Here is a 25,854-nt window from a genome sequence, read left to right on the forward strand (position 1 = left end):
AGCTCCTTGATTAGTCGTTGAGCGAAACCGCTGCTTCTACCAACCCAGCAAGGTTGAAACGCTCTGGCAATTTACCGGCGACGGCAAGCTCCACGCGCTCGGCCACGGCATCCAGCGCCACCTGCTCCAGCACTTCACCGGCAAACGCCAGTGTCAGCAAACCGCGAGCGGTCGCTTCGTCGATTCCCCGGGTGCGCAATGCGTAGATAGCTTCTTCATCAAGCTGGCCGGTGGTCGTGCCGTGGGAGCACTTGACGTCGTCCGCGTAGATTTCAAGCTCAGGCTTGGCGTCGATGTGAGCACGGTCGGAAAGCAGCAGGTTCTGGTTGCTCTGGAAACCTTCTATCTTCTGGCTGTCGCGTTTGACATATACCTTGCCGTTAAACACGCCGTGGGCACGGTCATCCAGAATGCCCTTGTAGTTCTCGTTGGAGAACGTCAGCGGCGCATTGTGGTTGACCTTGGTGTGGTTATCGACGTGCTGGCGACCCTGGCCAAAGAACAGCCCGAGGAAATTGGTTTCAGCACCCTGGCCGTTCAAATCACTGATCAGGTCGTTACGCACCAGCGCACCGCCCAGATTCAGGTTGTAGGAACTGTACCGGGTATCGCGACTTTGCTCTACGTGGATACTGGCCACGTGCATGTCACCCAGCGGGGCTTCCTGAAGCTTGTAATGGTTCAGAATCGCACCACGGTCCAGCATCAACTCAGCCACCACGTTGGTGAAATTTGTGGCATCGGTTTCGCCGGCATAGTGCTCAATCAACGTCGCTTCGCTGCGTCCGCCCGCCTCTACCAGAATACGCGGATGACTCATCACTGGCGTACCGGCACGGGAAAGGAACTGTAGCAGGATTGGCTTTTCAACCACCGTCCCCGGTGCGATGCGCACCACGGCACCTTCTTCCATAAACGCCGTATTGAGTGCCGCAAAGGCGGAAAAATCAACGCTTGTCAGGCGACCCAGCGGCCCGCCAACAGCTTCATGGTTGTCGGTCAATGCCTTGGACAGCGGCAGCACCTGAACGCTATCGGGCAATGCGTCCAGATCAGAAAGCGCTGATGAAAACACACCGTCGACAAACGTCAGCCGGTAGGCATCCAGGGGCAGCGTCAATGCGGCTGCCTGAGCCTGAGAGAACTCGGCACTTTCCGCCAGGGCAAAATTGCCCTGGGCAATAGAGCGAACATCGGTGTATTTCCACTCTTCATCACGGCGAGTGGGAAAGCCAATGGCCTCGAAGCGTGCCGCGCCAGCCTGACGGCGAGCCGCGATCCAGGTCGGCTCAGCGTCGCGCTGTTGGCTACGCGCGTTCAGCGTGTCCAAAAACGTTTGCGTGTCGCTCATGCCACAGACTCCTCAATGCCTTCGTACCCGTTGGCTTCCAGCTCTTTGGCAAGCTCTGCATCACCGGTTTTGACAATGCGCCCGTCGACCAGGACGTGAACCTTGTCGGGAACGATGTAATCGAGCAGGCGCTGGTAGTGGGTAACCAGCAGAATCGCACGGTCTTCGGCGCGCAAGCTGTTAACCCCGTCGGCAACAACTTTCATGGCGTCGATATCAAGCCCCGAGTCGATCTCGTCAAGCATGGCGAGCTTGGGTTGAAGCACCAGCATTTGCAGAATTTCGTTGCGCTTCTTCTCGCCGCCAGAGAAGCCTTCGTTGACCGCACGCTGAAGAAAGCTGGCATCCATTTTCATCAGGCCAAGCTTCTCTTTTACCAGCTTCATGAACTCAGGCGCTGGCAACTCATCTTCACCCCGCGCGGCACGCTGGGCGTTGAGCGCTGCTTTGAGCAGGTAGATATTCTTTACCCCAGGGATTTCGACCGGGTACTGGAAACCCAGCAGCAGCCCTGCCTGGGCGCGCTCTTCGATTTCCATTTCCAGCACGTCCTGACCTTTGAAGGTAATGCTGCCCTGAGTGACTTCGTAACCATCCTTACCCGCAATCACAGCCGATAACGTGGATTTACCCGCGCCGTTAGGCCCCATCAGGGCATGCACTTCACCCTCGTTGATTGTGAGGCTGAGGCCTTTGAGAATCTCGCTGCCTTCGACGGTGACGTGTAAATCTTTAACTTCCAACATAGTAAAAACCCTTCAAATGCTTACAGATCGCTTACGCGACGCTCATAAAAGTTGTCTGGTACCGTAGCGCGCACTTAGCCTACCGCGCCTTCCAGTGTCACGTTCAGGAGCGCCTCGGCCTCGACCGCGAACTCCATCGGCAATTCCTGGAACACATCCTTGCAGAAGCCGTTAACGATCATGCTGACCGCGTCTTCCTCGGTGATACCCCGGCTCTGACAGTAGAACAGCTGGTCTTCACCAATTTTGGACGTGGTCGCTTCGTGTTCAATTTTGGCCGTGCTGTTACCTATTTCCTGGTACGGGAAGGTATGCGCACCTGACTTGTCACCAATCAGCAGCGAGTCGCACTGGGTAAAGTTACGGGCCCCTTTGGCGCGTGGGCCGATTTTCACCAGACCGCGGTAGGACTGATCACTCTTGCCGGCAGAGATACCCTTGGCAACGATATAGGAGCGGGTGCCCTCCCCGATGTGGATCATCTTGGTACCGGTATCGGCCTGCTGGCGCCCATTCGTCACGGCGACAGAATAGAATTCGCCGATACTGTCTTTTCCGCGTAGTACGCAGGAGGGGTACTTCCAGGTGATGGCTGACCCGGTTTCCACCTGGGTCCAACTGATCCGCGAACGCGCGCCGCGGCATTCGCCACGCTTGGTCACGAAATTGTAAATGCCGCCCTTGCCGTCTTCATCACCGGGATACCAGTTCTGGACCGTGGAATACTTGATATAGGCATCGTCCAATGCAACAAGCTCTACCACCGCCGCGTGCAGCTGGTTTTCATCGCGCATCGGCGCGGTGCAGCCTTCCAGATAGGAAACCTGAGCCCGGCTTTCACAGATGATCAGCGTACGCTCGAACTGGCCGGTGTTGGCCGCATTGATACGGAAGTAGGTCGACAGCTCCATCGGGCAGGTCACGCCTTCCGGCACGAAGACAAAGGACCCGTCGGTGAACACGGCAGAGTTCAACGCCGCAAAATAGTTGTCGTTCTGCGGCACCACGGTCCCCAAGTACTGTTTGACCAGTTCTGGATAATCGCGAATCGCCTCAGAAATCGAACAAAAGATCACCCCGGCTTCTGCCAATTGCTCCTTGAACGTCGTGGCGACCGACACCGAGTCAAACACGGCATCTACCGCAACACCGGCAAGCGCTGCCCGCTCATGCAGCGGAATGCCCAGTTTCTCGTAGGTTTCCAGTAGCTTGGGATCGACTTCGTCGAGGCTCTGGGGACGATCTTCGGGACGCTTCGGTGCACTGAAGTAGGAAATCGACTGGTAATCGATCGGCGGATAATTCAGGTGTGCCCAGGATGGCTCTTTCATTTCCTGCCATTTGTGGAACGCCTCCAGACGCCACTCCAGCATCCACTCCGGCTCGCCTTTCTTTTTAGAAATAAAGGCGATGGTGTTTTCGTCCAGGCCAGGTGGCAGGGTGTCGCTTTCGATATCAGTTACAAAGCCTTCTTTGTAATCGCGACGAACCAACTGTTCCATTTCTTCGGTTGCCATGGTCATACCCTCCGGGCAGTTGGGTGGCGAGGTTAGCTCGCCGTCAATAAGAGATAAGTGCCTGTATCGGTCATGCTGGTCATGCAGTAGCTGCCGATAGACTTATGCTTTGAATTGGTAGCTGTACGGGTAGCTTGATCGGCGTGGTATCGGCCAAATGTGCAAGCGTCACGCTTTCAAGCAGTGTGCGGATGGCAAGCGATACGCGCTGCCAGTTGTCCGCCACGCCACAGGTAGCCACGAGGTCGCAGTCACCTTCTGCCTGGCTGCACTCGGTCATTGCCACTGGGCCTTCAATCGCGGAGATAATGTCTGCCGCCGTAATCTGGGAAGCAGGCCGGGAGAGCCGGTAGCCACCCTGGGCGCCACGCTGTGATTCAAGAAGTCCTGCTTTTACCAGCATTTTGAGCGTTTTGCTTACCGTCGGATGAGGCAGCTGCACCGCATCGGCCAAGTCTGCCGCCGCATGTGACGCCTGTGGCTGACGAGCAATCTGCGCCATGACCACGGCGGCATAGTCTGTCAGCCGGGAAAGCTTAAGCATGTCGACTCCCATTAGCCATTGCATTTGGCCTGTCCACTCAATTGAGGACCATTTTAGTCCTGTATAAATTTGATGTGAAGCCCTTCTGCAAATTCCTTATCAAATAGCGCAATTTCCTGACACGTTCGCCGCTGATAACATCAAAAAAGCTAATCATTATCATTCAATAAAACTATCGAGATGCTGAGCGAAAAAAACCCGCGAGTAAATTCGCGGGTTTCGTCAAAAAACGATGGTAGAATGGTGCTCCCCGGTTACTATGTCAGCATCAGTCGCGCTGATAGGTGCCGACCAGTCGATTCATACCTAGCAGGTTCGGTTCAATTTCACGCAGCAACTCGGCGAGTGTCAGGCCCTCGGGCAAGGCCGTTTGATGGTCAAGCGCCAGCACCCAAAAATAATAATAATGCGTACCATGGCCTTCTGGCGGCATGGGACCACCATATCCCTGGTTGCCGAAGTCATTGGCACCGGCGGTACCCAGCGCCGTATTTTCACTCAGCTCGTTGAGATCGCCCGGCAGGTTATACAACACCCAATGAACAAACCCGTAGGTGCCGTCTTTAACCAGCGGCGCATCGGGATCGTGGCACACAACGGCGAACCCCTTGGTACCGTCAGGTGCGCCCTGCCAAGCCAGTGCAGGCGATACATCATCTTGCTCGGCACTATGTTTAGCCGGAATCGCTTGATGATTCGCAAAAGCACTGCTGGTTACCTGCATTGAAGATAGAGCAAACGCCATAGCTTTCTTTCTCCTTGATCATCCAGTGAGAAGTGCCAAAAGCCTTGTCGAAAAGCGCGTCGTTGTCAATGTCATCAGGCGACAGAATGCCTTATTGGGGCGGCCAGCGGCCCTCACGCTCCAAGCGCTTCTTCACCCAGTGATCGTAGTAACGACGCAGCGCCTGCTTGATACCAGGCAAACCAATCAACCATGCCACGGGATAAAATAACGGTATACGCTGCATGAGTAATCGATAGGCATCAATACCCTCAATCATGCGCCCGTCACTCAGCTCGATATGCAACGATCGCAAAGCTGCTTCCGGCGCAATCCCCTTGTCGCGCAGAAGCTGCTGATGCTCGGTCACATCGAGCCAATCAATATCTCTGGCACGCTTGCCTGCCCAGCGTTCAAAGCGCCGTCGATCCTTGCGACAGCCAGGGCAGATCGCATCGTAATACACATTGATCATGGCATTCGTGGGCATATAGGCTCTTGGAATAGGTTAACGCTTAGTGTGGCATGTCGCTGCAAAGACGCAAACCTCATCCCCACAGGTTAACTAATGAAACAACTACTTATCGTTGCTCATACCCCTTCACCGAATACCCAGGCGCTCAGTGATGCTGCCTATCGCGGCGCGACGCACAGCGACCTTGAAAACGTGCGATGCGTTGTCAAGCCCCCTTTCGAAGCCGGTCCTGACGATGTAGTGGCCTGCGATGGCATACTGTTAGGTACCACGGAAAACCTGGGTTACATGAGCGGTGCGCTCAAGGATTTTTTCGATCGCAGCTACTACGGGGTCATAGAGGAAAAACAGGGCCTGCCATGTGCCCTGTACATTCGTGCCGGGCTTGACGGTACAGGCACTAGACGAGCGGTTGAGAGCATCGTTTCCGGCCTGCGCTGGCGCTGGGTACAGCCGCCACTCACCCTGCAGGGCGAGTGGCAGGATGATTTTGCCACCCAGGTGGAGGAGTTGGGGCTCTATTTAGCGTTTAGCCTGGATAATGGCATTGTATAACGCCGTCAAGCCTGCCTTACTATAAGCAACCTTTTTAGCGCTTGGGGTACCAACAAGTGACACGCCTGCACTGCGCGCGCCCTAACTCAGGTATATGACCATGCATAACGTTATCGCCTTCTATGATGATCGCGTCCTTGCCCACGAACCCAATATCGAGGCCGACTTTTTACATGACCGGATCGATAAACGCATTCGTCATCTACTGGCTGGCCTGCCGGTGCCTTGGAAATATCCTGAGCACCCCGGCCGTTTGAAAGCCATACAACACCTCCTTGCAAAAGCCCCCATTGAAGGTCTGACGTTTGAAGGGGGCAAAGCGGCCACCCGTGAGCAGTTGGCGCGGGTGCATACGACGTCTTATCTGACCGATATTTTTAGTTTACGCGGTAAGAATGCCTGGCTGGATGTGGATACCACGGCAGTCTCACCCGGTAGTATCGATGCCGCGGAAGTAGCAGCGGGCACCGCGATTGCCGCCGTTGAAGCGGTGGTGGAAAAACGTACTAAAAGCGCCTTTGCCCTTGTACGCCCGCCTGGGCACCACGCGGAGCCGGTCCGTGCGCGCGGTTTCTGTCTGTTCAATAATGTCGCCGTAGCCGCCGCCCATGCCCGCAGTGCCCTGGGCTGTGAACGCGTGCTGATCGTTGATTGGGACGCCCACCACGGCAACGGCACCCAAGATATTTTTTGGGCCGAGCCCAATGTCATGTTTTTCGATATACATCGCGCGGCGCCCTTCTACCCAGGCTCAGGTCATCTGGAAGAAGTCGGTGCCGGACTGGGCGAAGGGACCACCATCAATGTTCCTCTGCCTGCCGGCGCCGGTGATGAAGCTTTTCTCAAGGCATTTCACGATATTCTGACCCCGGCGGCCGAATGGTTTAAACCCGATATCATTCTGGTATCCGCCGGCTTTGACCCGCACTGGCACGACTTAGCCCTCAATGTTTCCTATGACGGGTTTGGCGCGCTAACCGGCTTCTTGCAGCAGTTGGCTAAAAAGCACTGCGATGACCGCCTGGTGTTTATCCTGGAGGGCGGATATAACATGGAGTCGTTATCCAATGGCACAAGAGCCGTTCTCTCTGTACTGGCAGGTAACACCGTGCCTGTCCCTGATACCTGCGGCATTGCCGAGGTCCAAGCCGCAGCGGATTTTCACCGGACGGCGTTTCAATCTGAATAGTGTCTTTTTGAAGACGATTCTGTAAGTAAAAAACGGCACCTCACGATGAGGTGCCGTTTTTACCTGCTTTTCTGCTATCTTTTTCGAACGTTATTACTTAAGCCGCTCAAATACAGTGGCAACCCCCTGCCCCATGCCGATACACATGGTGGCGAGACCGAGGGTGGTGTCGCGCTGCTGCATGACGTTAAGCAGCGTTGTACAGATGCGCGACCCCGAGCAGCCCAGCGGGTGCCCCAGCGCAATGGCGCCGCCGTGCAGATTGACCTTCTCGTCCATGGCATCCAGGAAACCCAGGTCTTTCAGGACGGGAATGCCCTGAGCGGCAAAGGCTTCGTTAAGCTCGACGGTCTGAATGTCGGCCGCGGAAAGCCCAGCGGCTTTCAGCGCCTTCTTGGAAGCAGGCACCGGGCCATACCCCATGATGGACGCATCACAGCCCGCCACACCAGTAGACAGTACCTTGGCAATCGGCTCGAGGCCCAGGGCCTGGGCACGCTCGTAGCTCATCACCGCCATCGCGGAAGCGCCCACCGATAGCGCCGAAGACGTGCCAGCGGTCACGGTACCATTGCGGGGGTCAAACACCGGCTTGAGGTTAGCCATTGACTCCATGCTGGCATCGGGACGGATCACTTCATCGTTCTTGACCATGACTTTGAAGCCTTGCTGGTCATGGCCTTCGACACCGATGATTTCGTTATCGAAGTAACCTTTTTCCATCGCCGCCTGGGCACGCTGGTGGGAGCGTACGCCAAACTTGTCCTGATCTTCACGGGAGACACCGTGCATTTTACCCAGTAGCTCGGCGGTCAGGCCCATCATCATAGCGGCTTTCGCGGCGTGCTTGCTGGCCGCGGGATTGACGTCAACGCCGTGGGTCATTGGCACGTGTTCCATGTGCTCGACGCCGCCGATGATGTAGAAATCCCCCATACCGGCCTTGATATTGGCCGAGGCGATATGCAGCGCGCTCATGGAAGAGCCGCACAGGCGGTTGACGGTCTGCGCCGGCACCGAGCGCGGAATGCCGGTCATGATGGCGGCGTTACGCGCAATGTTCATCGATTGTTCAAGCGTTTGGTTAACACAGCCCCAAATCACGTCGTCGACTTCTGAGGCATCCAGGTTGGCATTGCGCTGAAACAAGGCCTGCATGGCGGCCGCTGATAGATTTTCTGCCCGCACGTTACGAAACGCGCCATTCTTGGCTTTGGCCATGGCGGTACGTACGGCGTCGACCACCACGATATCTCTCGGATTCAAACTCATCATATTTCTCCTGTACGTGGTGATTTAGGCCTGACCGTCGGCGGTATAAAAGCGTTCGCCATTCTTAGCCATCTGGCGCAGCTTGTCGGTGGGCGCGTAGAGCGGTCCCAACTCATCGGCCAGGCCTTCGGCCAGCTTGACGAACTCGGCCACACCCATGGCGTCAATGTAGCGCAACGCCCCGCCGCGGAACGGCGGGAACCCGATACCATAAATAAGCGCCATATCAGCTTCGGCGGGCGTCGCGACAATACCGTCTTCCAGGCAGCGCACGGTCTCCAGGCAGAGGGGCACCATCATGCGGGCGATAATGTCCTCGTCCGAAAACTCCTTGTGCTCTTTTACCACTTCTTTGACCAAGGTGTAGGCCGCTTCATCGGTGACTTTCTTGGGCTTACCCTTTTTATCCTCTTCGTAGGCGTAGAAGCCCTTGTCATTCTTCTGACCGAGGCGCTCGTTGTCGTACATGACCTGGATGGCGGTCTTGCCGTCACGGGCCATTCGATCCGGGAAGCCTTCGGCCATGACCTCGTTGGCGTGAACCGCCGTATCCATACCGACCACGTCCAGCAGATACGCAGGGCCCATCGGCCAGCCAAACTTCTCCATTACCTTGTCGACGTGCTGGAAGTCGGCGCCTTGCTCGACCAGGAAGCTGAAACCACCGAAGTACGGGAACAGCACTCGGTTGACCAGGAACCCGGGGCAGTCGTTGACCACGATCGGCGTTTTGCCCATGGCACGCGCGTAGGCGACCGTGGCGGCTACCGCGGCATCCGAGGTTTTCTCACCGCGGATTACTTCCACCAGCGGCATACGGTGCACCGGGTTGAAGAAGTGCATGCCGCAGAAGTTTTCCGGACGCTTGAGGTTCCTGGCCAGGCGGTTGATGGAAATGGTCGAGGTGTTGGAGGTAAGAATCGTATTCTCGCTGACCATACCTTCTACTTCGGTCAACACGGCGTCCTTGACCTTGGGGTTTTCGACCACGGCCTCGACCACCAGGTCGACATTGCCGAAATCGCCGTAGGAGAGCGTTGGGCGAATATTGCTCAGCTTCTCGGCCATTTGCTCGGTGGTCAGCTTGTTACGCTCGACCTGCTTGGCAAACAGCTTGCGGGCTTCCTTGAGGCCCAGCTCGATGGCGTCATCCTTGATATCTTTCATCAGGATGGGCGTGCCTTTCGAGGCGCTTTGATAGGCGATACCGCCGCCCATGATACCCGCGCCCAGCACCGCCGTCTGGTTGACCGGCTGCGCCTGTTTCTCGTACTGGCTGCCTTTTTTCTTGACCACCTGGTCGTTGAGGAACAGACCCACCAGGTTGAACGCCACGCTGCTCAGCGCCAGCTTGGCAAAGGCCTTGGCCTCGATCGCCTGAGCGCGACCACGTTCCTCACCAGCGCCCTTCTGGATTACCTTGATGGCTTCGACCGGCGCGGGATAGTGCGGCCCCGCCTTGCCTGCCACGTAACCCTTGGCGGTTTCAAACGCCATCATCTGCTCGATGGCATTGAGCTTGAGCGGGCTGGTCTTTTCGTCGCGGCGCGCTTGATAGTCGAGCTCGCCGGCATTAGCGCGGTCGAGGATATCCAGCGCGGCGCTTTCGAGCAGCTCATGGGCGACGACGGCATCGACGGCTCCCATCTTGAGCGCAGCGTCCGCACGATTTTCCGTACCGCCGGCGATCCATTCAATCGCATTGTCGGCGCCGATCAGCCGCGGCAGACGAACGCAACCACCCCAGCCCGGCAGAATGCCCAGCTTGGTTTCCGGCAGGCCAATCTTGGCCTTTTCGCTCATCACACGGAAATCGGTGGTCAGCAGTACTTCGCAGCCGCCGCCCAACGCCAGCCCGTTGATCGCCGTGACCGTGGGGAAAGGTAAATCTTCAATGGCGTTGAAGATGTCATGAACCTTGAGGTTCATTTCCACCAGGTACTCTTCGCCTTTATCGAACAGGGTGTGGAACTCGGTAATATCAGCACCGACAATAAAGGCTTCTTTGGCACTGCCAATGACCAGTCCCTGCAAACCGGCTTCTGCCTGAAGGGCTTTTACCGCTTCTCCCAGCTCTGTCACCACGGCGCTGGACAGCTTGTTGACGGACTCATCTTTCAAATCGAAAGTGAGCGTTGCGATGTCATTGCCACCCTGGGTGTCACGACGCTCCACCGTGATGGCATTGCCTTGATAGATCATCCGCGCTCTCTCCACAAGTTCGGGTGGTCCCAATCAACGGGACGCACCTCGCATTTCATACGGTCGTTTGATTGCGTAAGCTTGGTTGAGTTACCCAAGAACGTCAAGCCCTGACTTTTGGCTAATTCTATAAACTTCTTCGACCAGCGCTCCCCGCCGGGCGTTCGGACTGTTAGGATCACGGCTCGTTGATCATCCGGGTTATTTTATATGGGCACGCTGCTCACACAGGCGCGCATCGCCGCTTTGCAATCATTTGTGGAACGACTCGTCGTTCGTTTAAAACCATGGAGCTGGCTGTGGCCCCCTTTAGCTTTTGCGGCTGGCCTGGGCAGTTTCTTTCTTGTGGATCGCCAGCAATGGCTGGGGGCAGCGCTGGCATTGGGGCTTTTGTTCGCCTGGCTGTTGCTTCTCACAGAAAGTCTGGTCGGTCGCTGGCTTGCCCGTCGAGGCTATCCCACCCTACCCAAAGGCGTTGCCTCGTTCATCGCCCAGATGATCCACCAGGAAACGCTATTTTTCACACTGCCGTTTATTTTGATCACCACCGTATGGAACAGCGGCCAAAGTCTCTTCTCACTTTGCGTCGTGGCCATGGCGGTGCTGTCGATTATTGATCCTCTGTATTACAAGGTTGCTGGCCGCTGGCGCAGTGCCTACTTCATGTTCCATGCGCTGTGCGTGTTTTTGGTGGTGCTGGTCACGTTGCCGATCATGCTTCACTTAACCACCGGGCAGAGTTTGCTACTGGCCATTGCGACCATGTTGGTGGTCGCAATACCCAGCTTTTGGCATCTGCTGAGGCAACGCTCATTCAGCGGCTGGTTTCCGTTACTCGCCATGATGTTAATAGTGGCGGGCCTGGCCTGGTTCGGGCGCGCCTGGGTGCCACCAGCCAGCTTATGGATGACCGGCACGGCGTTGTCACCGGCCCTCAATATTCAGCAACGAGAACCCCGCGGCTCCATTGCCTTGACCCCCCAGGCGGTTAAGCAAAACGGTCTTTATGTGTATACCGCCATTCGTGCCCCACGGGGGTTGAGTGAAACGATTTCCCATGTATGGCATCAAAATGGTGAACAGCTGGACGTCGTCGACCTGGATATCAATGGCGGGCGGGAAGAAGGTTACCGAGCCTGGAGCCACAAGCTGAACTTCCCCGAGAATCCATCTGGCCGCTGGCGGGTGGATATCATGACAGACAGCGGCCAGCGGTTAGGCCTGATCCGGTTTACCGTCAGCGAAGATACCGAAAAGGCGACGATGGCAGATAGTGACATTCGGCCGGCGGGTTTGAGCAGGTTGAATCTTCAGCGCTTTATCCCTGGTCGTGATCGAGACGTTGACCAAACCGACGCAGAGTAGTGATCGTGTCTTGCATTCATCGCTCGAGATTATGACAATCCGTCTATTCATTTTGACTGGTAACTAGCAGATCATGGCATCATCAATTGGTTTTCGCATTGCTCGCCTGCCCCATCTATGGCGTTCCATACTGGATCGCCGCCTGGCGCCGCTTGGCCTCACACAAACGCGTTGGGTGACGCTGTATCATCTGTGGCGCCTGGGCGACGGCCAGCCGCAATGTGACTTGGCACGGGCCATAGGTGTCGAGGCCCCCTCCTTGGTTCGGACACTCAGTCAGCTCGAAGACCAGGGCCTGGTGGAGCGGCGCGCTTGCGATAGCGACCGTCGCAGCAAACGTATCCACCTGACAGATGCGGCCATGCCACTGCTTGAACAGATTGACAATGTGGCAAAGGAAGCCCGCAAAGAAATGTTCGAAGGTCTCTCGGAGGAGGATCTGGAACAACTGGGTGAATGGCTGGAACGCATTGAGCAAAACGGACTGGCCATTCAGGCGCGCGATCTACAGGAAGCGGCTTCCTGATGAGGGTGGTTCTTGAGGAAGGCTATCTGCCTGGCCCGACATTTGATCGCGTAGCTGATTAAAATCATCCAGATAGGTATCAAAGCGCGCGGCATTCTGCGATTCCCACCACCACAGCGTCAGTGAATTGGGCGTTGACTCAAGCACCAGCGCATCCAGTGGCAGGCGTTCCAGCAGCGCTTTAAGTGGCGCTTCAGCAGCACCGGGAATGGGCCTTAGTGGTGCTATGCGCCAGCGCCACCCTGCATGGTAGGGCTCGAGTTCCTGGCTGGCGTGCTGGTCGCGGACGAGCACGAAATCAGGCCCGGGTTGCTGCTGGGGGTAGTACCAGCGGTAAGCAGGCATGGTGCCTCTGAACCCATGAAGCGGTGGCTTTTGCTGCTTGATCGTTACCCCTTTTCGGCTGGCGTGCAGGCGCATGGCCATGGTTCTCTTTTGTCGTGGGCTCGGTTTTAGCCACATCACCGGCGCCAAGACAAACAGCATGATAAACACAATAATCAACCATTCCATTTCTACATTTCCTTCAAACTGAGCCACACTTGAATGGAGAGTGCATAAAAACCATGATCCAGGTCGTTGTTAAGATGAGGCACGCCACTTAAAGTAGAGAGCATTAGATACAGAAGACTGCTTGTTACTCACTGAGGAGATAGGCCATGAGCTATCACCATATTCTGGTTGCCGTCGACTTGACCAAAGACTCTAAGAAAATTCTGGATCGGGCCATCGCGATTGCCGAGCGTAATGACCGCGCCAAAATTTCTATCATGCACACGCTTGAACCCCTGGGATTTGCTTACGGCGGCGATATCCCGATGGATTTGACCAGCATTCAGGACCAGCTTGACGATCACGCCAAGAAACGCCTGGCCGACATAGCGGCTCCCCACATTGCCGAGGCAGATCAACACGTGGTGGTCGGTATGCCGGATACTGAAATCCATCGCTTTGCTGAAGAGCACGGCGTTGACTTGATTGTCGTCGGCTCTCACGGACGCCATGGGTTTGCCCTGTTGCTTGGCTCCACCTCTACCGGCGTACTGCACGGCGCACAGTGCGACGTACTGGCGGTTCGCGTAGGTAAAAAAGGTGAAGAAAGCGACGAATAATGCCTTATGCGTTTGAAGGTGCCGGTGATGCCGGCACCCTCAGCAGGCTGATTATTCACCGTTGGCCATCGCTTCCAGTGACATCCAGCGTTCCATGGCCGCATCTAGCGCTTGCTGCGTCTGCTCTAACGCCTGCAGCTTGGTCGTCACGTCGCTAGCGTCCTGCTGGTAGAATGCCGGGTCGGCGGCTTCCTGTTCCAGTGCTTCCACATCGTTCTCCAACCGCTCTATCTCGGCAGGTAACGCATCAAGTTCACGCTGTAGCTTATAGGAAAGCTTGACTGGCTTTTGCGCCGGAGCAGCGGTTGCGCTGTGCTTTTCTTTAGCCTCCGTTGCAGTCGGTTCAGTGTTCTGCCTTGCCGCCCCTTCCCAGGGAGCAGGTGGCAATTTGCCGCCCTGCCGAATCCAGTCGGTATAGCCGCCGACGTATTCGCGAACCACGCCCTCACCTTCGAACGCCAGCATACTGGTGACCACGTTATCCATAAAGGTTCGGTCATGGGACACCAACAGCAGTGTTCCTTCGAAATTCAGCAGCAGCTCTTCAAGCAGCTCCAGGGTTTCCATATCCAGGTCGTTGGTTGGCTCATCGAGCACCAGCACATTGGCCGGCTGGGTGAACAGCTTGGCCAGCAACAGCCGATTTGACTCACCACCCGAGAGTGCTTTTACCGGCTGACGTACGCGGTCAGGCGTGAACAGGAAATCCTGGAGATAGCTCATGACATGGCGGTCTTTGCCACCGACACTGACCCGATCACTCCCTTGCGCCACGTTATCGTAGACCGTTTTCTCCAGCTCAAGTCCTGCGCGAAGCTGGTCAAAGTAAGCCACCTTAAGGTTGGTGCCCAACTGAACAGTACCTTCTGTGGGCTCAATCTCGCCTAACAATATCTTGAGCAGCGTTGTTTTGCCGGCCCCGTTACGCCCCAGAAAGCCAATTCGATCGCCGCGCATCACCTCAAGGTTCAAGTCGCGGATGATGGTGTCATCGCCGAACCGCTGACTGACGCCTTTCAGCTTGACGACGCTCTTGCCGGTCCTTTCTCCGCTATCCACCGACAGATTGGCCGTTCCCTGACGCTCACGGCGCTGACTGCGCTCGCTGCGCATCGCCTCAAGCGCCCTGACCCGGCCTTCGTTACGCGTCCGGCGTGCCTTGATGCCCTGACGAATCCAGACTTCTTCCTGCGCCAGCTTTTTATCGAACTCGGCGTTTTCCCGCGCTTCGACCTCCAGTTCGTGCTGTTTACGCGCCTGGTACTCAGCATAGTCACCGGGATAGCGCCCAAGCTTGCCACGATCCAATTCCAGAATATGGGTCGCCAGCTTGGAGAGGAATGCCCGGTCGTGGGTAATCAGCAACACCGCGCCGTTAAACGCTAGCAACTGCTCTTCCAGCCAGGCGATGGTGTCCAGATCCAGGTGGTTGGTCGGCTCGTCAAGCAGCAGCAGGTCAGGCTGGGCAACCAACGCCCGGGCCAATGCGACGCGGCGCCGCCAGCCACCGGAAAGTGCGCTCATCTCGGCTTCCGGAGGCAGCCCCAAGCGCGTCAGCACCACGTCAATCTGCTGATGGAACGACCAGCCATCAATCGCTTCCAGGCGGGTTTGCAAGGTGGCCATGCGGTTCATGTCGGGATCAGGGTCATTGATCAAATGCTGGTATTCTGACAGTAACTCTCCGGCCTCTGGCAGCCCTTGCGCCACCATGTCAAAAATCGTCATGCCGGAAGAGTCGGGCAGCTCCTGGGCCAACACGCCAATCTTCAAGCCAGGTGCCCGCCAGATTGAGCCGTCATCAGCCTGGATATCGCCGGCGACCAATTTCAGCAAGGTAGACTTACCGGTGCCATTGCGACCGACTAGCGCCAGCCGCTCGCCTCTCTCAACCGTGAGATCGGCGCGGTCGAGAAGTACCTGGGTGCCGTAGGCAAGTTGCAGCTGTTCAAGTCGTAACAGGGTCACGCAGTGTCCTCCTTCATTATGAGGCGCACAGTGTAACGCATGCGCGGACTGGGCGGACAACGTTAATAAGGCACAAATTCCTTATGCCTCGAACCACCGATAGCCGTCAGCTGACGCGTGGCGTTACAATGGTCCATTTACGACTTAAGGGGAGTACCGCTTGGGAACCGCTTATATCGATGATTTTTTACCCGACGCACTGCAGTTCCGTCCGAGCGCGCAGCTGGTTGATATCGGGGCCAACCTGACCCATGAAAGCTTTGGGCGGGACCTGGAAGCCGTCATTCAACGGGCGCAGGCAGCCCAGGTAACCACAATGATCGTTACCGGCACCGACATTGAGCACGCCGAGCAGGCTGTTTCACTCGCGCAGCGTTTTCCCGGCCTCTACGCCACCGCCGGGATACACCCCCACGATGCAAGCCAGTGGAATAACGCGATAGCGGGTGAAATGGCCAGGCTGCATGCAAGGCCGGAAGTTGTTGCCGTGGGTGAATGCGGGCTTGATTTCAATCGCAATTTCTCGACACCCCGTGAACAGGAGCATGCGTTTGAAGCACAGCTTGCTCTGGCGGCTGAGAGCGGTTTACCGCTGTTTCTGCATGAGCGGGACGCCGGCCACCGAATGCGCGAGATGCTGCATGCCTGGCGTGATGAAATCAGCCAGGCCGTGGTGCATTGTTTTACCGCCGACCGCGATACGCTATTTGGCTATCTCGATCTAGACTTGCATATAGGCCTGACGGGCTGGATTTGTGACGAGCGGCGCGGCCATCATCTACGCCCCTTGGTGGGTGAGATACCGCTTGACCGGCTGATGGTGGAAACCGATTGCCCCTATTTGCTGCCGCGTAACCTGCCGGCAAAACTTAAAGGGCGCCGCCACGAACCTGCCCTGCTGCCATGGATTGTCAGGGAAATTGCCGAGTCCCGAGGCATCAGCGAGGCTGACATGGGGGCTGCCACCACACAGACCGCCCAACGTTTTTTCCGCCTTCCCACGGAATCTTTAAAGGAGTACTAGCGTGGCCGATTATCCAGGGTTTATTGCCATTGAGACCGGTGAAGATGATGGCCTCCCCTTAGCCATTGCCTGGTCGCTAACCGATGGTCGAGTTAAACAGACATTGATTCACCCGGACGATAGCTGGATCAAGGAAGATACCAATGCCATGGGTGCCTACAGCATCGAAGAGCTGGAGAGCCTGGGGGTCAGCCCCCTTGAAGTGATCCGTGAGCTTGAGAACGACCACTTTTCCACGACGCTATATACCAGCGATAACGGCGATGACGAAGCCGCTCTGGCACGCCTCTTCGACACCTATGGACTGGACCCTTTTGTGGAGCTGGCGCCGGCATCGGCGCTCTATCCTTCCATTACGCCTGGCGAATGGCACCGCCAGCGCCGAGAAACGTTCAGCGAGCTGGGGCTGGAACCCATGCGGCCCGAGCATGAATTGGAGGTCATGCTGTCTTTGCATCAGAGGCTGACCGAGGACGATTAAGCGCTCGCCATTGAGTCCGCTTGGTCCAGCACGGCATGTCCATGGGCCACGGCCTCGGTTAACGTACCCTGATGGCGATAATAACGCGCCAACGCACAAGCAAAGGCGTTGGCGCGCACTGGCAGGCCTTCTTCCTTGTAGCGTGCGGCACGCTGGGACACTTTTTCGGCAAATGCCTCACGGTCAACCGCGGCATCGCCACCCAGGTTATCGACGCTGACATGAAATTCACGTCTACACGCCTCGGCAAACAGCGACTCCAGCGCTTGTGGGCCTACCTCAGACTGCTCAAACGCCCGCTGTTGTTCAGCGTCCCGGCCATCAGGCAAATACCAGTAACCATAGTCTTCTTTTTGTCGCCGCTCGGCGCCTGCAATACACCAATGACTGATTTCGTGTAACGCACTGGCAAAAAAACCATGAGCAAAAATAATTTGATGATAAGGCGTCTTGTCATCGGCCGGTCGATAAAGGGGCTCCTCGTCACCTTTTACCAAGCGGGTTTGGTAACGTTCGAAAAAGACGCCATCAAATAATGCCATCACGTCGTCGAGCGTCCATTGCGGTTGGGTGTTACTCACATTAGCCTCATCTGCAGCATAATTTTGCTCAGTATACCTGCTAATCTAGCGAGCTTTGAGGGCCGCTTTGCTCAGGAGTTAACCCGTGGGTCGTGTGTTGGAAAAATTCAGTCCGGTCGACTGGCTTGAAACGCGCCAACTTGTTCGTCTGGCTCTTCCCATCTGTGGCGCTCAGTTGGCCCAGGCGGGGATGAGCGTGGTCGATGTCATCATGACAGGTCGCCATGATGCCACTGCGCTGGCTGCTGTCTCGGTGGGGTCCAGTCTGTGGATGCCGTTAATGCTGTTCATGACCGGCACACTCATGGGGCTTACGCCCATCGTCGCGCACCTGCTGGGCGGACAGCGCCACAACGCTATTCGCCCAGCGGTGCACCAGGGACTTTGGGTTGCCATCGTACTGGGGCTTTTGGCGGCAATGCTGCTTTGGGTAAGCGTACTGCCCATTTTCGAGTTGATGGAAGTGCCGACGCAGGTGGCACACTCCTCCGCTGCGTATCTTGCCGCCGTCGCCTTTGGCATGCCGGGCATCGCCCTTTTCCAGGCGCTCAGGGCTTTTTCGGATGGCATGAACCATACCCGGCCTGCCCTATGGATCAGCCTGGTTGGCTTAGCTGTCAACATACCTGCCAACTATCTACTGATTAACGGTGGCGACGGCTTGGTCAGCCTGCTAGGGCCATGGTTACCTGATACAGTACAGCAACTGCCTGCCCTGGGCGCGCTGGGATGCGGTATCGCCACCGCGCTGTCCATGTGGACCATGGCGATCGCGATGAGCCTTTACACCCACTACACCGATCACTATCACGGCATCTCATTGTGGCAGCGCTTATCGCTTCCCAATAGGCATGGCATCCAGGAACTGCTGGTGGTCGGTGTCCCTATTGGCGTGGCCATTTTCGTCGAAGTTACCCTTTTCACGCTAATTGCATTATTTATCGCCAGCTTTGGCGAAGTCACCGTCGGCGCTCACCAGATCGCTCTTAGTTACACCACCATTCTATTTATGCTCCCCATGTCGCTCAGCATGGCGCTAACCGTCCGTGTCGGTAATACGCTAGGCAAACAACTCATGTCGCATGCCCGCCGTGTGGCCTGGAACGGTATTATTATCAGCGTCATTGTCGCCGCATTAAATAGCCTGTTGCTATGGATAACGGCCGCTCCTGTCATTGCACTCTACACTTCCAATCAAGCCATACAGACACTGGCGCTCTCGATTATTGCCCTGGCGGCTATTTTCCAGCTCTCCGATTCGCTTCAGGTGAATCTGGCGGGCGCCCTTAGAGGTTATAAAGATACGCGGATCGTCATGGCCATTACGGTATTGTCATATTGGCTGGTGGGCCTTGGCGGGGGTCACTGGCTGGGCACACGAGGACTCGGCAATGTCCTTGGCCCGCTGGGTGTGCATGGCTACTGGATCGGCTTGATTGCGGGCTTGAGCACCGCTGCCTTCCTTCTGGCTTGGCGGCTGCACGTTATAAGCCGACGCACCTCTGCTATCAAGGAGTCAGCATGAAACGCTTTAACTGTATATGGGTGTTGCCCTTGACGCTGCTCGGCTGCACAGACCCACATCAAGCCGAGGCGCCTTGGGAGGCTTACCACCAGCAGCTTGAAAGCGCACTGGCAGACGGGCCTGTGGAGACGCGCTCACCACCTAATATCGGTGCATTTCCGGCTCGTGAAGCACGCCTGTTCGACATCGACGAAACCCGCGACTCATTGCTCGACGTCTATGCCTTACGCGAATGCGAGATCACATCCCTGGTAGCCGCCCGCAATAATCAACTGGGCAAAGTCGCTCCCCCCAGCCAGCAATGGCTTTATGAACGAACGCTGTGGCAACGTTTAACATTATGCTGGACAAGCGATGTTCCTGAAACGCTGAGCTCAGAAAACCGTGAACGACTGAACAAGCTGGTGGGTACCAAAACAGCGCAACTTCCCTATGTCAGTTGGAATGCCATTTTTGACTCTGACGAATGGACCGACAGTTTTGCGCGGGCCAGTCATCCTCTGAAGATCGACGCCATACCGTCAATTGAGCCCCAGCTTGAAGCCGTACACTACTTGCAGCAAATGGTGGAGCATCAATTCAGTCTCGCTTGGCAGCAGGACTCATCAAGACTGGAGGAACAGCTTAATACGCTACGGGCGCGCGCATTGACCGCCGAGATGTTGCGCACGCTCATGCTGGCCTCTCAACGGCTTGAAGACGCTAGCGAATACCTGAATGAGCATGCCATGCCAGACGAAACCTGCCTCCCCCGATGGAACAAGCAACGTTTGACTGCACTGTCTGACGCTGCCCAACAATGGTTAATCGCGGTCAATGGCTTAATTAATCAATACCCCATCGTGGTGCCTGAAGCAATACAGGCTTACCAGTCCAGATGGTTATCACTGCAGGCACCCGATGCGCCCTGGCAACGCTATCAGGCCGCTATAAAATCCCATGAACGCGCCAGGGCTCAATTTTCTAATTGCACGCCTAATTAAAACGTCGTTTACCCTTAACCTTCAGGCCAACCTGTGCTATTGGTGATGTATGCGGCGAACAGATGCACGTCTGGTTTGCTAATGTCGTGGCCACGCAGTACGAAGGAGGGACTCTATGGGCGCACCCCTGTCACCCCGCTCTGCCCAGGTCATCGACCTGGATTCTGTACGTCAGCGTCAACTGGCGCAAAAGACCCTTGTGCGTCTAGCGCCAGAGCTGGATGGGTTGGAAATGGTATATCAGTTGGCGTCGGATCCGGACAGCTATTATGGGATGCCCCTGCTTGCCTGGGGTCTCAGGGAAGACGGCAATGTCGTCGGTTTAGTCCCGTGGATGGAACAGCTAACCGATTGCCATGAACTTCACCGCCATGAAGATGGGCGATTTATCGGCTATCGCGACCCTGAAACGGAAGAAATCTTCACCTCCCCGCCAGACCACAAAGCCGATGAGCTTGCCTCCGCCGCGGAGTATTTCGAATACGAACCCTCGGGTGATATCACTCTTATCCAGCAATTGCCCGATACGTTAGGCACCCATGCGTTATGCATGAACCAGCCCAATAGCCCATGGCATATGAAGCCCGTCTACGGCTGGCGCCTTTATAGCGACGGTAGCGTTGATGCACTGCTTGCTGATGAAGATAGGGCAAAAATGACACCCATCTTGCTGGGGGATGACTGTCTTTACAGCGCAAAGTCGATGCATCAAAGTGTCTACTTTTTTCAGCGCCATATTGCCAATCGTATTCTGGAAGAAGACCCCGCTACCCTTGACGCACTGGCCATGGTCGTTTTGCCACAGAAATAAGGGGCTCACGGGTTATCAAACTAACCCGTGCGGCCAGACATCGGCTATGCCAAGCGTATAAAGTACCAATATTGGTCAGAATCTGAAGTTTGCTGCAATAGCTCATGGCCTAGAAATTGACAGAACTTGGGCACATCGCGGGTAGTTGCTGGATCTGTTGCAATGACCTTCAATACATCGCCAGAGGCCATGTCGCGGACTTTATTGTGCATCAGCATAATCGGCTCAGGGCAATAAAGGCCACTGGTATCCAGTAGCTCATCGTGATGTGGCACATCCTTTATAATCTCAGACATTGATACCCTCGGAGTTGAGACTTAATCCATGATCAAAATCATCATTGAACGGCGTATTATGCCCGGCCTTGAAGAAGAGTATGAACAAGCCGCCCGCGAGGCCATGCGGGCTTCATTGGGCGCTCGCGGCTTTGTCGGCGGCGAAAGTCTTGTTGAACTTGGCCACACGGACCGTCGTTTAATGATTACCAAATGGCGCGACCTGCGTGCCTGGAATGAATGGCACCACAGTGAAGCGCGAGCCAACGCGATGCAGCAAATTCTACCGCTTCTGACAGAAGATGAAACAATTCGAATTTATGAAGCCAGTTACTAATGACGTCAATGCTTCAGTCTTACGTGCACTGTCACTTCTTCACGGTCATGGTAGAGATGACGACACGCAATATCTGCCGAAACGCTTGCCTGGGATAATGAGTTTTCTAACATCGCCAGGCAACGTGATACCTCTTCCCAGCGCTTCTTCATTGGCAGCTTGAGGTTAAAGATGGCTTCGCGGCACCATTTTCGCGTTAACCATCGCTCTACCATTGCCAAGACACGTACCGGTTTATCAACAATATCGCATACCAGCCAGTCCAGACGCTGCGGGGGCTCCCAGGTAAAACCATCTTCCTTTAGGTGATCAATTTGCCCTGTCGCCATTAACTGCTTATCCATGGGCCCATTATCAATAGCATAAACGTACATACCTCGTTGAACGAGCTGCCATGTCCACCCCCCTGGCGCCGCGCCCAAATCAGCAGCCTGCATATGATCCGCCAGACGCGCATCCCATTCCTCACGGGGTATGAACTCATGCCACGCCTCTTCCAGTTTTAGCGTGGAACGGCTGGGCGCACGTGAAGGTGAGCGGAGACGACGAATACCATTGATCAGCTCGCTTCTGTTGCCGGGAAAGCTCATCCCCAGCTGTACACGATCACCCTCCGTCCAGAAGATATGCAGCCGACGCCCACCGGCTTTCCGCCTTAACGCCCCCCGTTTTTTCAACATGCTTTCCAGCGGCCTGGTCAGTGCCTTGATCAGCCCCGCCAGCGCTTTACCATCGTTGGTATCCGGCGTTTCGTGCCAGATCTCTTCAAAACTCCAGCGGCTGGCTTTTATCTGTTCCAAGATCGGCGTCAAACGGTCATCACGGGATAGCGCCAGTGCCGGTAGAGCCGCCAGGCTCTGCCGCGCGAAAATCAGCCTGTTAAACGCGGCCTGGCGATGCAGGTCGTTGATCGGCTCACCATCGGAACGGGTTAAACTTACCCATCCTTCACCATAGGACGGTACACAGTTAACCTCATTTAAGGCGGCGTGATGCTGCAGTTCTGACAGTGCATCATGCTCGAATCCAGGACGGCAATAGACTAACCATGACGTAGGTACCGTTTCACTCACCACTTCACCTCAAATTTACCCATCACAAACGGTATCAGCCGCTGGTTGATTTCATCGACGCGCATCATAGCACTTATAAGGCTCGATTTATTTTGTTTGCCCCATAACAAAAACCCCCGAGCACGATGTGCTCGGGGGTTTCTGCGGTATAGGTGCCTGACGATGACCAGGGCGGCTCTCCGCTACTTTACTCGTCTCATCCTGAGACTCGCCCTTCGGGCCCGCTAAAGCGGTTCCCGTTTGTTCCCGACAAACGGGTCCATGGGGAGACCCCTAAAAACAAAAAACCCCGAGCACAATATGCTCGGGGGTTTCTGCGGTATAGGTGCCTGACGATGACCTACTCTCGCATGGGGAGACCCCAAACTACCATCGGCGCGAAGCGGTTTCACTGCTGAGTTCGGCAAGGGATCAGGTGGTTCACGCTTGCTATGGTCGTCAGGCGTAACTTTAAATGCCTATCATGCTGTGCTTTGTGTGCGTCTCTTACCAAGCCCTGTGTCATCACCACTTGGCTCAGTACGCGTATCCGGTTCTCTGCGTGTCTTCACACGCGTCGTTATCATCACGACCAGACCCCTTGGGTGTTATAGGGTCAAGCCTCACGGGCCATTAGTACACGTTAGCTCAACGCCTTGCAGCGCGTCCACACCGTGCCTATCAACCAGCTGGTCTCGCTGGGCCCTTCAGGAGGCTCTAGGCCTCAGGGATGTCTCATCTTGAAGGGGGCTTCCCGCTTAGATGCTTTCAGCGGTTATCCCGTCCGCACATAGCTACCCGGCAATGCCACTGGCGTGACAACCGGAACACCAGAGGTGCGTCCACTCCGGTCCTCTCGTACTAGGAGCAGCCCTTCTCAAACATCCAACGCCCACGGCAGATAGGGACCGAACTGTCTCACGACGTTCTAAACCCAGCTCGCGTACCACTTTAAATGGCGAACAGCCATACCCTTGGGACCGACTTCAGCCCCAGGATGTGATGAGCCGACATCGAGGTGCCAAACACCGCCGTCGATGTGAACTCTTGGGCGGTATCAGCCTGTTATCCCCGGAGTACCTTTTATCCGTTGAGCGATGGCCCTTCCATACAGAACCACCGGATCACTAGAACCTGCTTTCGCACCTGCTCGACGTGTCTGTCTCGCAGTCAAGCACCCTTATGCTCTTGCACTCATTGCACGATGTCCGACCGTGCTGAGGGTACCTTCGTGCTCCTCCGTTACGCTTTGGGAGGAGACCGCCCCAGTCAAACTACCCACCACACACTGTCCTCGATCCGGATAACGGACCTGAGTGAGAACGCCAATGATGCCAGGCTGGTATTTCAAGGCTGGCTCCACCCGAACTGGCGTCCGGGTTTCTAAGCCTCCCAGCTATCCTACACAGGCAACATCAGCGTCCAGTGTGAAGCTATAGTAAAGGTTCACGGGGTCTTTCCGTCTAGCCGCGGGTACACCGCATCTTCACGGCGATTTCAATTTCACTGAGTCTCGGGTGGAGACAGCGTGGCCATCATTACGCCATTCGTGCAGGTCGGAACTTACCCGACAAGGAATTTCGCTACCTTAGGACCGTTATAGTTACGGCCGCCGTTTACCGGGGCTTCGATCAAGAGCTTCGCCTTACGGCTAACACCATCACTTAACCTTCCGGCACCGGGCAGGCGTCACACCCTATACGTCCGCTTACGCGTTAGCAGAGTGCTGTGTTTTTACTAAACAGTTGCAGCCACCTGGTATCTTCGACCGGTTCTCGCTGAAGCCGCGAGGGCTCTCACAATACGCCGGCGTGCCTTCTCCCGAAGTTACGGCACCATTTTGCCTAGTTCCTTCACCCGAGTTCTCTCAAGCGCCTTGGGATTCTCACCCTGACCACCTGTGTCGGTTTGGGGTACGGTCGCACATGATCTGAAGCTTAGAGGCTTTTCCTGGAAGCGTGGCATCGATGACTTCAACACCGTGGTGTCTTCGTCTCGTCTCTCGGCCTTGAGCGCCCGGATTTACCTGAGCCCTCAGCCTACCGACTTTCACCAGGACTACCAACGCCTGGCTCACCTAGCCTTCTTCGTCCCCCCATCGCAATCATGTCCGGTACGGGAATATTGACCCGTTTCCCATCGACTACGCCTTTCGGCCTCGCCTTAGGGGCCGACTCACTCTGCTCCGATTAGCGTCGAACAGAAACCCTTGGTCTTCCGGCGAGGGAGTTTTTCACTCCCTTTATCGTTACTCATGTCAGCATTCGCACTCGTGATACCTCCAGCGAACTTCTCAATTCACCTTCATCGGCGTACACGACGCTCCTCTACCGCTCACACCTAAGTGTGAACCCGTAGCTTCGGTACCTGGTTTAGCCCCGTTACATCTTCCGCGCAGGCCGACTCGACTAGTGAGCTATTACGCTTTCTTTAAAGGATGGCTGCTTCTAAGCCAACCTCCTAGCTGTCTGAGCCTTCCCACATCGTTTCCCACTTAACCAGGATTTCGGGACCTTAGCTGACGGTCTGGGTTGTTTCCCTTTTCACAACGGACGTTAGCACCCGCTGTGTGTCTCCCACGCTCGCACTCACCGGTATTCGGAGTTTGCCTCGGGTTGGTAAGTCGGGATGACCCCCTAGCCGAAACAGTGCTCTACCCCCGGCGGTGATACGTGAGGCGCTACCTAAATAGCTTTCGAGGAGAACCAGCTATCTCCGAGCTTGATTAGCCTTTCACTCCGATCCACAAGTCATCCAAATCTTTTTCAACAGATCCTGGTTCGGTCCTCCAATTGATGTTACTCAATCTTCAACCTGCTCATGGATAGATCGCTCGGTTTCGGGTCTATATCCAGCGACTGTGTCGCCCAGTTAAGACTCGGTTTCCCTACGGCTCCCCTATACGGTTAACCTCGCCACTGAATATAAGTCGCTGACCCATTATACAAAAGGTACGCAGTCACAGARCAAGTCTGCTCCTACTGCTTGTACGCACACGGTTTCAGGATCTATTTCACTCCCCTCTCCGGGGTTCTTTTCGCCTTTCCCTCACGGTACTGGTTCACTATCGGTCAGCCAGGAGTATTTAGCCTTGGAGGATGGTCCCCCCGTCTTCAGTCAAGGTTTCTCGTGCCCCGACCTACTCGATTTCACATGATCAGACTTTCGACTACGGGGCTATCACCCGCTACGGCCACGCTTCCCAACGTGTTCGGCTAGTCAGTCTCATGCTTAAGGGC

At 55.8% G+C, this 25,854-nt stretch carries 24 protein-coding genes and 2 rRNA genes; 11 read left to right on the forward strand and 15 right to left on the reverse strand.

What is annotated here, in order from left to right; translation table 11 throughout:
• Nucleotides 1-10: 10 nt before the first annotated feature.
• From sufD to B7L15_RS15950, 6 genes are all read right to left on the reverse strand, one after another.
• Nucleotides 11-1,351, reverse strand: coding sequence for a Fe-S cluster assembly protein SufD (gene sufD, locus B7L15_RS15925; RefSeq protein WP_085919916.1), 1,341 nt, complete (start codon nucleotides 1,349-1,351; stop codon nucleotides 11-13).
• A complete protein-coding gene (gene sufC / locus B7L15_RS15930) occupies nucleotides 1,348-2,097 on the reverse strand; it encodes a Fe-S cluster assembly ATPase SufC (protein WP_085919917.1) in 750 nt (249 codons plus the stop codon). Before sufC ends, sufD begins: the two co-directional genes overlap by 4 nt.
• Nucleotides 2,098-2,171: 74 nt before the next feature.
• Entirely contained in the window at nucleotides 2,172-3,614 is a 1,443-nt protein-coding gene (gene sufB, locus B7L15_RS15935; RefSeq protein WP_085919940.1) for a Fe-S cluster assembly protein SufB, read from the reverse strand.
• 79 nt (nucleotides 3,615-3,693) lie between these two features.
• The gene (locus B7L15_RS15940; protein ID WP_085919918.1) at nucleotides 3,694-4,158 is read right to left on the reverse strand and encodes an SUF system Fe-S cluster assembly regulator; all 465 of its coding nucleotides are present in this window, start codon (nucleotides 4,156-4,158) and stop codon (nucleotides 3,694-3,696) included.
• A gap of 268 nt (nucleotides 4,159-4,426) precedes the next feature.
• Entirely contained in the window at nucleotides 4,427-4,903 is a 477-nt protein-coding gene (locus tag B7L15_RS15945; RefSeq protein WP_085919919.1) for a YbhB/YbcL family Raf kinase inhibitor-like protein, read from the reverse strand.
• Between the two features lie 91 nt (nucleotides 4,904-4,994).
• Nucleotides 4,995-5,372 carry a thiol-disulfide oxidoreductase DCC family protein gene (locus B7L15_RS15950; protein WP_085919920.1) on the reverse strand — a complete coding sequence of 126 codons (378 nt, stop codon included), beginning with the start codon at nucleotides 5,370-5,372 and terminating at the stop codon, nucleotides 4,995-4,997.
• Between the two features lie 78 nt (nucleotides 5,373-5,450).
• Here B7L15_RS15950 and B7L15_RS15955 point away from each other — a divergent pair, with 78 nt between their 5' ends.
• Together B7L15_RS15955 and B7L15_RS15960 are read left to right on the forward strand one after the other, a co-directional pair.
• A complete protein-coding gene (locus B7L15_RS15955) occupies nucleotides 5,451-5,912 on the forward strand; it encodes a flavodoxin family protein (RefSeq protein WP_085919921.1) in 462 nt (153 codons plus the stop codon).
• Between the two features lie 100 nt (nucleotides 5,913-6,012).
• Nucleotides 6,013-7,101: a histone deacetylase family protein gene (locus tag B7L15_RS15960; RefSeq protein WP_085919922.1), complete on the forward strand. Its 1,089-nt coding sequence runs from the start codon at nucleotides 6,013-6,015 to the stop codon at nucleotides 7,099-7,101.
• A gap of 93 nt (nucleotides 7,102-7,194) precedes the next feature.
• Here B7L15_RS15960 and fadA read toward each other — a convergent pair whose 3' ends face one another.
• Both fadA and fadB read right to left on the reverse strand, forming a co-directional pair.
• Nucleotides 7,195-8,373, reverse strand: coding sequence for an acetyl-CoA C-acyltransferase FadA (gene fadA, locus B7L15_RS15965; RefSeq protein WP_085919923.1), 1,179 nt, complete (start codon nucleotides 8,371-8,373; stop codon nucleotides 7,195-7,197).
• 24 nt (nucleotides 8,374-8,397) lie between these two features.
• Nucleotides 8,398-10,575 (reverse strand): fatty acid oxidation complex subunit alpha FadB, encoded by a 2,178-nt coding sequence (fadB, locus tag B7L15_RS15970; RefSeq protein ID WP_085919924.1) that lies wholly within the window; start codon nucleotides 10,573-10,575, stop codon nucleotides 8,398-8,400.
• Nucleotides 10,576-10,785: 210 nt separating this feature from the next.
• Between fadB and B7L15_RS15975 the strand changes: the two genes are divergently transcribed.
• Entirely contained in the window at nucleotides 10,786-11,940 is a 1,155-nt protein-coding gene (locus tag B7L15_RS15975; RefSeq protein WP_085919925.1) for a DUF5924 family protein, read from the forward strand.
• A 73-nt stretch (nucleotides 11,941-12,013) separates the two neighbouring features.
• Entirely contained in the window at nucleotides 12,014-12,466 is a 453-nt protein-coding gene (slyA, locus tag B7L15_RS15980; protein ID WP_085919926.1) for a transcriptional regulator SlyA, read from the forward strand.
• On the opposite strand, the gene B7L15_RS15985 is transcribed toward slyA, so the two are convergent.
• A complete protein-coding gene (locus B7L15_RS15985) occupies nucleotides 12,446-12,979 on the reverse strand; it encodes a preprotein translocase subunit YajC (RefSeq protein ID WP_085919927.1) in 534 nt (177 codons plus the stop codon). The genes slyA and B7L15_RS15985 overlap by 21 nt on opposite strands.
• A gap of 146 nt (nucleotides 12,980-13,125) precedes the next feature.
• On the opposite strand from B7L15_RS15985, the gene B7L15_RS15990 reads away from it, so the two are divergent.
• Nucleotides 13,126-13,578, forward strand: a complete 453-nt coding sequence (locus B7L15_RS15990) for a universal stress protein (RefSeq protein WP_085919928.1) — start codon at nucleotides 13,126-13,128, stop codon at nucleotides 13,576-13,578.
• A gap of 51 nt (nucleotides 13,579-13,629) precedes the next feature.
• On the opposite strand, the gene B7L15_RS15995 is transcribed toward B7L15_RS15990, so the two are convergent.
• Nucleotides 13,630-15,546, reverse strand: coding sequence for an ATP-binding cassette domain-containing protein (locus B7L15_RS15995; protein WP_085919929.1), 1,917 nt, complete (start codon nucleotides 15,544-15,546; stop codon nucleotides 13,630-13,632).
• 160 nt (nucleotides 15,547-15,706) lie between these two features.
• Between B7L15_RS15995 and B7L15_RS16000 the strand changes: the two genes are divergently transcribed.
• Both B7L15_RS16000 and B7L15_RS19600 read left to right on the forward strand, forming a co-directional pair.
• The gene (locus tag B7L15_RS16000) at nucleotides 15,707-16,570 is read left to right on the forward strand and encodes a TatD family hydrolase (RefSeq protein ID WP_085919930.1); all 864 of its coding nucleotides are present in this window, start codon (nucleotides 15,707-15,709) and stop codon (nucleotides 16,568-16,570) included.
• Nucleotide 16,571: 1 nt separating this feature from the next.
• Complete coding sequence (locus B7L15_RS19600; RefSeq protein WP_085919931.1) at nucleotides 16,572-17,051, forward strand: hypothetical protein; 480 nt, start codon at nucleotides 16,572-16,574, stop codon at nucleotides 17,049-17,051.
• Here B7L15_RS19600 and B7L15_RS16010 read toward each other — a convergent pair.
• Nucleotides 17,048-17,593 (reverse strand): elongation factor P hydroxylase, encoded by a 546-nt coding sequence (locus B7L15_RS16010; RefSeq protein WP_085919941.1) that lies wholly within the window; start codon nucleotides 17,591-17,593, stop codon nucleotides 17,048-17,050. The genes B7L15_RS19600 and B7L15_RS16010 overlap by 4 nt on opposite strands.
• Before the next feature lie 124 nt (nucleotides 17,594-17,717).
• On the opposite strand from B7L15_RS16010, the gene B7L15_RS16015 reads away from it, so the two are divergent.
• The 3 genes from B7L15_RS16015 (at nucleotide 17,718) to B7L15_RS16025 (ending at nucleotide 20,951) form a co-directional block, all read left to right on the forward strand.
• Nucleotides 17,718-19,157: an MATE family efflux transporter gene (locus tag B7L15_RS16015; RefSeq protein ID WP_085919932.1), complete on the forward strand. Its 1,440-nt coding sequence runs from the start codon at nucleotides 17,718-17,720 to the stop codon at nucleotides 19,155-19,157.
• Entirely contained in the window at nucleotides 19,154-20,140 is a 987-nt protein-coding gene (locus B7L15_RS16020) for a DUF3080 family protein (RefSeq protein WP_085919933.1), read from the forward strand. Before B7L15_RS16015 ends, B7L15_RS16020 begins: the two co-directional genes overlap by 4 nt.
• A gap of 115 nt (nucleotides 20,141-20,255) precedes the next feature.
• Complete coding sequence (locus tag B7L15_RS16025) at nucleotides 20,256-20,951, forward strand: hypothetical protein (protein ID WP_085919934.1); 696 nt, start codon at nucleotides 20,256-20,258, stop codon at nucleotides 20,949-20,951.
• A gap of 44 nt (nucleotides 20,952-20,995) precedes the next feature.
• Here B7L15_RS16025 and tusA read toward each other — a convergent pair whose 3' ends face one another.
• Complete coding sequence (tusA, locus tag B7L15_RS16030) at nucleotides 20,996-21,247, reverse strand: sulfurtransferase TusA (RefSeq protein WP_085919935.1); 252 nt, start codon at nucleotides 21,245-21,247, stop codon at nucleotides 20,996-20,998.
• Between the two features lie 28 nt (nucleotides 21,248-21,275).
• On the opposite strand from tusA, the gene B7L15_RS16035 reads away from it, so the two are divergent.
• Nucleotides 21,276-21,563 carry an antibiotic biosynthesis monooxygenase family protein gene (locus B7L15_RS16035; RefSeq protein ID WP_066317450.1) on the forward strand — a complete coding sequence of 96 codons (288 nt, stop codon included), beginning with the start codon at nucleotides 21,276-21,278 and terminating at the stop codon, nucleotides 21,561-21,563.
• Between the two features lie 5 nt (nucleotides 21,564-21,568).
• On the opposite strand, the gene rlmM is transcribed toward B7L15_RS16035, so the two are convergent.
• The 3 genes from rlmM to B7L15_RS16050 form a co-directional block, all read right to left on the reverse strand.
• Complete coding sequence (gene rlmM, locus B7L15_RS16040; RefSeq protein WP_176243709.1) at nucleotides 21,569-22,639, reverse strand: 23S rRNA (cytidine(2498)-2'-O)-methyltransferase RlmM; 1,071 nt, start codon at nucleotides 22,637-22,639, stop codon at nucleotides 21,569-21,571.
• Nucleotides 22,640-22,963: 324 nt separating this feature from the next.
• Nucleotides 22,964-23,079: ribosomal RNA gene (rrf, locus tag B7L15_RS16045) — 5S ribosomal RNA — on the reverse strand.
• Between the two features lie 148 nt (nucleotides 23,080-23,227).
• Nucleotides 23,228-25,854 (reverse strand): 23S ribosomal RNA (locus tag B7L15_RS16050); the annotation flags it as partial.

Origin of the sequence: Halomonas sp. CSM-2 (genome assembly GCF_002119345.1) — a bacterium.
Lineage (GTDB): Bacteria > Pseudomonadota > Gammaproteobacteria > Pseudomonadales > Halomonadaceae > Vreelandella > Vreelandella janggokensis.